The organism is Paenibacillus sp. N119s, assembly GCF_059447605.1.
Genome location: NZ_JCAJRU010000235.1, coordinates 1 through 7,431 on the forward strand (window position 1 = coordinate 1; position 7,431 = coordinate 7,431).

At 48.2% G+C, this 7,431-nt stretch carries 6 protein-coding genes and 1 pseudogene; all 7 read right to left on the bottom strand.

Features of this window, described 5'->3' with window-relative positions; all coding sequences use genetic code 11:
- Positions 1–357: pseudogene (locus AC5V8P_RS21070) on the bottom strand (cell division protein FtsZ); the annotation flags it as partial.
- Between the two features lie 67 nt (positions 358–424).
- Positions 425–1,696: a cell division protein FtsA gene (gene ftsA, locus AC5V8P_RS21075; RefSeq protein ID WP_064796062.1), complete on the bottom strand. Its 1,272-nt coding sequence runs from the start codon at positions 1,694–1,696 to the stop codon at positions 425–427.
- Between the two features lie 199 nt (positions 1,697–1,895).
- Entirely contained in the window at positions 1,896–2,660 is a 765-nt protein-coding gene (locus tag AC5V8P_RS21080) for a cell division protein FtsQ/DivIB (protein ID WP_064796061.1), read from the bottom strand.
- A 56-nt stretch (positions 2,661–2,716) separates the two neighbouring features.
- Complete coding sequence (gene murA, locus AC5V8P_RS21085) at positions 2,717–4,000, bottom strand: UDP-N-acetylglucosamine 1-carboxyvinyltransferase (protein WP_064796098.1); 1,284 nt, start codon at positions 3,998–4,000, stop codon at positions 2,717–2,719.
- 16 nt (positions 4,001–4,016) lie between these two features.
- Entirely contained in the window at positions 4,017–4,922 is a 906-nt protein-coding gene (gene murB, locus AC5V8P_RS21090) for a UDP-N-acetylmuramate dehydrogenase (RefSeq protein WP_064796060.1), read from the bottom strand.
- A gap of 146 nt (positions 4,923–5,068) precedes the next feature.
- Entirely contained in the window at positions 5,069–6,178 is a 1,110-nt protein-coding gene (gene murG, locus AC5V8P_RS21095) for an undecaprenyldiphospho-muramoylpentapeptide beta-N-acetylglucosaminyltransferase (RefSeq protein ID WP_064796059.1), read from the bottom strand.
- A 6-nt stretch (positions 6,179–6,184) separates the two neighbouring features.
- Positions 6,185–7,282, bottom strand: coding sequence for a stage V sporulation protein E (gene spoVE, locus AC5V8P_RS21100; protein WP_064796058.1), 1,098 nt, complete (start codon positions 7,280–7,282; stop codon positions 6,185–6,187).
- Positions 7,283–7,431 lie beyond the last annotated feature (149 nt).

The window sequence follows — 7,431 nt, forward strand, 5'->3', positions numbered from 1 at the left end:
TTCAGCAATGACAGGGGCCGCTCCGGTTCCTGTACCGCCACCCATTCCCGCGGTTACGAATACCATATCCGCGCCTTTGAGCGTATTCATAATGAGCTCACGCGACTCTTCAGCCGCTTTTTTACCCACATCAGGGTTAGCCCCGGCACCGAGACCGCGAGTCAGCTTATCACCAATTTGAAGCTTATGCTCAGACTTCGCTAAGTGAAGTGCCTGGGCATCTGTATTGACGGTAATGAATTCTACACCCTGAACTCCATTTTCGATCATTCGGTTAACTGCATTGCTGCCGCCGCCTCCGACGCCGATCACTTTAATTTGAGCCAAGCTCTCCATTTCAAAATCAAATTCCAACATACTATTCCATCTCCCCCTCAATGTGCATGGATGGCCCGTCCATGATTGGCATAATTAGCAATGAACGTTATATAAATTCACTGAACATATTTTTTAAGCGTTCAATCAACCCCTGCTTTTGCTCGCCTTCCGCAATGGGACTGCTGCTCTTGGTTCGGTTAGTCGGCTTCTTGGTACTACTGCCACTGTTGCTAACACTAGTCGATCTCCCGCGATAGTAACGGATAGCATTATGCAAGATACCAACTCCGCTCGTATATCCCGGATCCCTTACACCGATAAAATCAGGTACAGCGATCCTTACAGAAGCGGCCAGTTCGCTTTGTGCCACCTGAAGTACACCAGGCATGGAGACGGTGCCTCCGGTAAGTATATAACCCCCCGGAAGCTCTGTGTAACCCAAGCGCTTAACTTCCGCCTGAATGAGTTGGAAAATTTCCTGTACTCTCGGCTCGATAATAGCAGCCAAATCCTGTTGGTTGAACTCCTTATCTACATTGCTGCCGATACGGGTCACCTTAAAGACAACATCGGCTGCTGCATCATCATACCAAGCGCAGCCGTATTTGAGTTTAACTTTTTCGGCTTGATCGGTAAGGGTTCTCAGTCCGTAGGCAATATCATTGGTTACAAATTCTCCGCCGATGGGGAGTGTTGATGTGGCTACAATCGTTCCTTCCTGGAAAATGGCCACATTCGTAGAACCTGCACCAATATCCACTAGCACGGAACCCATCACCTTTTCATCCTTCGAAAGAGACAACTGTCCAGCTCCAAGGGGCAGTAAGACGAGATCTTTAATCCTTAAGCCGGCTTTCTCAACGCAGCGCAACAGATTATGTATTGGGGTCTTGCCTCCAGTAACAATCGTAGCCTCTACTTCGAGACGAACACCGATCATACCACGAGGGTCCTGAATTCCTTCAAGACCATCCACGACATACTGCTTGGCTACCACGTCAATAATTTCCCTCTCCGGTGGTACGGCGATTACTTCCGCTGCCTTCAGTACACGCTCAATGTCCTCTTCACCGATTTCGCGGTCCTCGTTGGATACGGCTACTACGCCATGACTATTTTGCAGACCAATATGATTGCCTGAAATCCCCACATACACTTCTGTTATTTGAATACCAACCATGCGTTCTGCGTGATCCACGGCGTTACGGATTGATTGCACGGTTTGATCAATGTCTACAATTGCACCTTTGCGAATCCCTTCCGAGTCGGCAGATCCAACTCCAATAATATTAAAGGTTCCATTATTCATTTCCCCAATAATAGCCCGAACTTTGGATGTACCGATGTCCAAACTAACAATGATGTCATTGTTGCTCAAGTCTGTGGCACCTCCTGACTCCAAAATGAATTTCGTTCTTTAAACACACTCTGTACATATTCAACATACTCCATGCTTTCCCTCTTTTTTCTACAAATTTTTTAGAAGCCAATTTATGGTTGCAGTCACATAAAAATTTGAAGAAAAAAGAAGGAGGCAAGTCTATTACCCATAAAATCAATTCTAGCATTTTTTCACATCACTGAGTAGTATCTTTTTCTTGGCTCTCTTCGCTCGTATCTGGTTTGAAGGGAACGTAGGAATCCGCCTCCAGCATTGTGATCACACCAGGATCTTCTGTTTCTAGTACCTGGTTCAAATAGCTAATTTTAGAGTTCAACAGCGAAACGGTTGTAATAACTTCAAACTGGGAACGCGTGTACATTTTTATACGGTCTGGAAAAGAAGGAATCGGTGCAGGTATGATTTCCGAGATATCAGCTGTCCATTCTCCCGGAATGCGTGATAATGCATCACACAGCTTCGCTTTGTAGGGATCATCTGATTTCCATTTAGTCAAAATAGGCTTCTCGACCGCGATCCCACTGCTTCCCACACCCACGCTTGTCCCATTCGCTAGAATAGCACGCAGGCTCCCGTCACTTTGCAATTCGTAAGCTACCGTAGCAAACTCTTTAATGTGAATCGTAATGATACCTGGAAACTGCTTGTCCACTGTGACTTGCTGAATCGACTGAATTTCCCGCAGCTTCTCAGAGACGTCGGATGCACTGACTCCGAAATATTGATCTCCGACAGCCAGACCACTTCGATTGAGAAGTTGCTCCCGGGTCGAAAATACATTACCATCAAAACGAATTTCAGAAACCTTACTCAACGAAGAACGGAAAAAGAGAACAGCGAGCAGGGCAATAAACAACAAAATGAGAAGAATAGCAATCTTCCGGCTTGTTCTTTTTTTCGTTCTGTTCTTTTTAAGAACAGGTATTTGAGCATTTGGCATAGCTTCTCTCCACAAAAGCCCTTTGTCCCCCCGTTAACGGAGGGACACTGTAGGCATTAATTTACGAAATCCAGTTGCTCGGGCACCGGAGACTGACGACTCATTTGCGCACCCAATCCCTGGAAAAGACGTTCGATCCGGTCATACCCTCTGTCAATGTGGTGAACCTGCTCAACAATAGTACGTCCTTGAGCGGCTAGACCGGCTATAACCAGTGCAGCCCCTGCCCGCAGATCGGTAGCTTCTACTGTAGCCCCGTACAGACGAGAAACCCCTCTTATAAAAGCAGCATTCGCATCGACCGTAATATCAGCACCCATTACATTCAGTTCATCCACATGCTTAAATCGGCTTTCGAAGACAGTTTCTTTCATAACACTGAAGCCATCCGCCAAAGAAAGCAGGACCATGACCTGAGACTGCAAATCCGTCGGAAATGACGGGTAAGGAGAGGTGACGATCCTCTCTACCGCTTTGGGACGGCTCATACAACTTACGGTCATTATATCATTCAGGATGCCGATTTGAACACCAGCCCGCCTGAGGACGTGAATCAGAGCAGACAAGTGGGAGGGATTGCAGTGTGTCAACGACACACTACCTCGTGTAGCAGCGGCTGCGATCATAACCGTTCCAGCTACTATGCGGTCAGGAATGACCTCATACGTACATGGATTGAGTTGACTGACCCCCGTAATTGTAATGGTGTCTGTTCCGGCACCGATAATGCGGGCTCCCATGGCATTCAGAAAGTTTTGAAGATCCTGAATCTCCGGTTCCCTCGCTGCATTGGTAATTGTTGTTCGTCCTTCGGCCAGCGCCGCAGCCATCATAATATTTTCCGTTGCTCCTACGCTCGGAAAATCCATGTGGATGTCTGAGCCGATCAGCTTGCGTGCTCGAAACGTAATTTGCTCGTCTTTCTCCTCGATCTCTGCCCCAAGAGCTTTTAATCCCTCCAGGTGTAGATCAATTTTGCGCTCGCCGATCGCGCAGCCTCCGGGCTGGTAAATGGAAACTTCTCCATATCTAGCGAGCAACGGTCCCATTAGAAAGATAGATGACCGCATTTGCTTCATCAAATCCTCAGGAATTTGGAACGTTCGGACGGACGATGTATCCACATATACCGTTTCCTCTTCATGTCGGCATGTGCAACCAAGTCTTTCTAGGATGTGCAGCATGACTTTAATGTCTAAAAGATGGGGGACATTCCGAATTTCCACCTTGCCTTGGGCAAGCAAGCTTGCTGCAAGAATAGGCAGTGCCGCATTTTTTGCCCCATGGATACGTATGGTGCCTGACAGGGGACGGCCTCCCTCAATCACCAATTTGTCCAATGTATCACCTCCGAGTTTACCGCTCACCCACTACGAAAACCTCCGGAACTAGCTTGATGCCGGTTTGAGATGATATTGTACTTTGAATATGCTTCATTAGGGTAAGCACGTCCTCTGCTGTCGCTTGGCCGGTATTTACAATGAAATTAGCATGCTGTACAGATACCTCAGCGCCTCCTGCCTTCAAGCCTTTGAGACCTGCGCTTTCAATAAGCCGGGCAGCATAGTCTCCTGGTGGATTACGGAACACGCTTCCTGCACAAGCTAACTGTAGCGGCTGGGTCAGCCTACGGCGGTCTTTAAAAGCCGCAAGTGCTGCTGAGATTTCCTCTCGGTCCCCCCGCTTCATCTGGAACACTGCCTCTGTCACCATTCCACGTTGCTCATGCAGCACGGAGTGACGATAGCTAAAATGCATATCCTCGGCATTGTACACAGCCAATTCCCCTGTATCCAGCACAATCTCAGCGGACTGGAATATTTGTGACACATCAGACCCGTGGGCACCGGCGTTCATGTAAACAGCCCCACCGACCGATCCTGGGATACCACCAGCAAATTCAAGGCCCGACAGCCCTTGCTTGCTAGCCATAACACACAGTTTGACCAGTGAAACGCCTCCACCAGCAACGATCTGTTCATCTTCGAAACGAACATAATCAAATCCTGGTCCCAGCTTGATCACCAGTCCCCGAATCCCTTTATCAGAGACGAGCATGTTAGAGCCGCGCCCCAACTGCATCCAGGGAATTCCGTGCTCGCTAGCCAGCTTCAAAAGCCTTGCCAACTGCTCTTTGGTATCCGGGATCACAAGAGCATCCGCAGGGCCCCCAATCTTCCACGTCGTATATTTGGACAGCGGCTCATGCTCCAGCACTTTTCCGATATCATGCTCCGCTAATAATGGCATCCATTGCTGCATTGTACTGAAACCTCCTTGTTGCTTGCCCCGCACAGTTATAAGGCTCTCACCTGACAACCGGCAGCCTGGGTGATGGTCACAATCTATAGGGTATCCTATGTAAATACCGTCCGGTGTGTGACAACCGCCCAAATCTGCGCTGCGGACTACCTTTTATGGGCAAGACGCTCCATTTCTTTTACTAAAATATTTGCTGAGTCAGGTTTGCCAAGCGCAGATGCCAACTCCGCCATCCGGCTCCGCCTTGCCTCATCCTTCATAATTTCCGCTATAGATTGAAACAAAGCCGGGCCACTTAATTCCTTTTCTGTGATCATGACCGAAGCCCCTGCCTTTTCAAGTGTACGAGCATTAGCTTCCTGATGGTTATTCGTCACATTGGGTGATGGAATCAAAATGGACGGAATGCCCAATGAGGTAATCTCTGCCAAGAAGGACGCCCCGGCGCGATTAACGATTAAAGAGGTACAAGCCAGCACCTCGGGCATATTGTGAATATAGGGAAGCACATGTAAATGATTGGGCAATGAGCCGATCTGATTTCGGATGCTTTCCAGCGTTTGCTCATAATAAGATTCGCCAGTTACATATACAAAATGGACGTCTTTCAGTTGCGAAAGTTGCGGCACCATTGCAATCATGGCATCATTAATGGCCTTCGCCCCTCTGCTGCCGCCAACTACCAGGACAACCGAGCTATTCATCGGAACCCCTATAGTAGCAAATCCCCGATCCCGGTTAGCCAAACGAACTGTTGTAGCACGCGGATTCCCAGTGTATAGTACATTTTTAGCTTTGGGAAAAGCTCCTTCCGAGCCTTCAAAGCTAACAGCCACTGTATCCACATAGCGACTCAAAAATGCATTGGTCAGCCCAGGAATCGCATTTTGTTCATGAATTATGCTGGGTATTCCCAACTTGGAAGCTGCATAGACGACAGGGCCGCATACATATCCCCCTGTCCCAATAACGATATCTGGCTTAAATTTCTTTAATAATGCTTTGGACTTGCGAACTCCTTTGAAAAAGCGCATGATCGTTTTTATATTTTCCACAGACAAGCTGCGACGAAATCCTGTGATATCAATAGCTTCAAACGGGATTTTTTCCTGAGGAACCAATTTACTTTCAAGTCCTCGTTGACCGCCAATGTATAAAAATTCAGCGTCTGGATCTATTTCTTCGCACTGTCTGGCTACGGCCAATGCTGGATAAATATGCCCTCCAGTACCGCCGCCGCTCAACACGACGCGCATAAACGTTCACCTCGCATAACGTGATAAATTCAATAAAATGCCCAAAGCAGTTAGCATTAAGGTCAATGAAGAACCTCCATAGCTGATTAAGGGCAGTGTTATTCCTGTTACCGGCATTAGTCCGATAACAACACCAATATTAATAACGACCTGTACCGCAACCATCCCGACAATTCCCACCGCAAGCAAACTGCCATAGGTATCCGGAATGGTTATAGCGACACGCATCCCTCTCCAAACAAGGACCAAAAAAAGCCCCAGCACGGTCATTCCGCCGATAAAACCAAGCTCCTCCGCCAATATGGAAAAAATAAAATCCGTCTGTGGCTCAGGAACGTAGCTGTATTTTTGCCGGCTCATACCGAGCCCCAGGCCGGCCAATCCACCAGGACCAATAGCATATAGCGACTGAATTATTTGATAACCCGCACCAAGCGGATCTGACCAAGGGTCCAAAAACGCGGTAATACGCTGTAGCCGATAAGGGGCAGCCGCAATCAGTGCAGCAAACCCCACTGCCCCCGACAAGGCCAGTAGACCAAGATGCTTCATACGTGCGCCTGCGGTAAATACGATCAGCATGGATGCTCCCATCATTACCGTGCCTGTGCCCAAGTCAGGCTGGAGCATAATAAGCCCAAAAGCCAGCCCCATCAGCCCAAGCGGAGGCAACAGGCCGCGCGTAAAAGAGCTAATATCATAGTCAGAACGACTGAGCCATTGAGATAGAAATAGAATCATGCCTAGCTTCATAAACTCGGAAGGCTGAATGCCAAAAGAGCTAATACCGAGCCAGCTTCGTGCCCCGCCTCTTACTACACCAATGCCTGGGATTAAAACGGCGACTAGTAGCGCCAAACAGATCAACAATACGACCTTGGCATATTTCTGCCAAATCCGATAGTCCGTTCTGGCAGTAAAGTACATGGCTACAAGGCCGAGCCCCGCAAACAGCAATTGCCGTTTAACAAAATAGTAGGAGTCCCCGTACTCGTGAAAAGCGAGGACGGCGCCCGCGCTGTATACCATAACCATGCCGATGGCTAACAAGCTTACAATACAGACGAAAAGCCATATATCTGGCGCCGGACGAGATTGTTTCATCAGGAGGCCACCCCTTGCATAAAAGTAGGGGCTTATCCAACCCCCCTACTTACAATTTATGCGCCGCCTCTTTAAAAATACGTCCACGCTCTTCATAGGATTGGAACATATCCCAACTTGCACAGGCAGGTGAGAGTAATACCACGTCT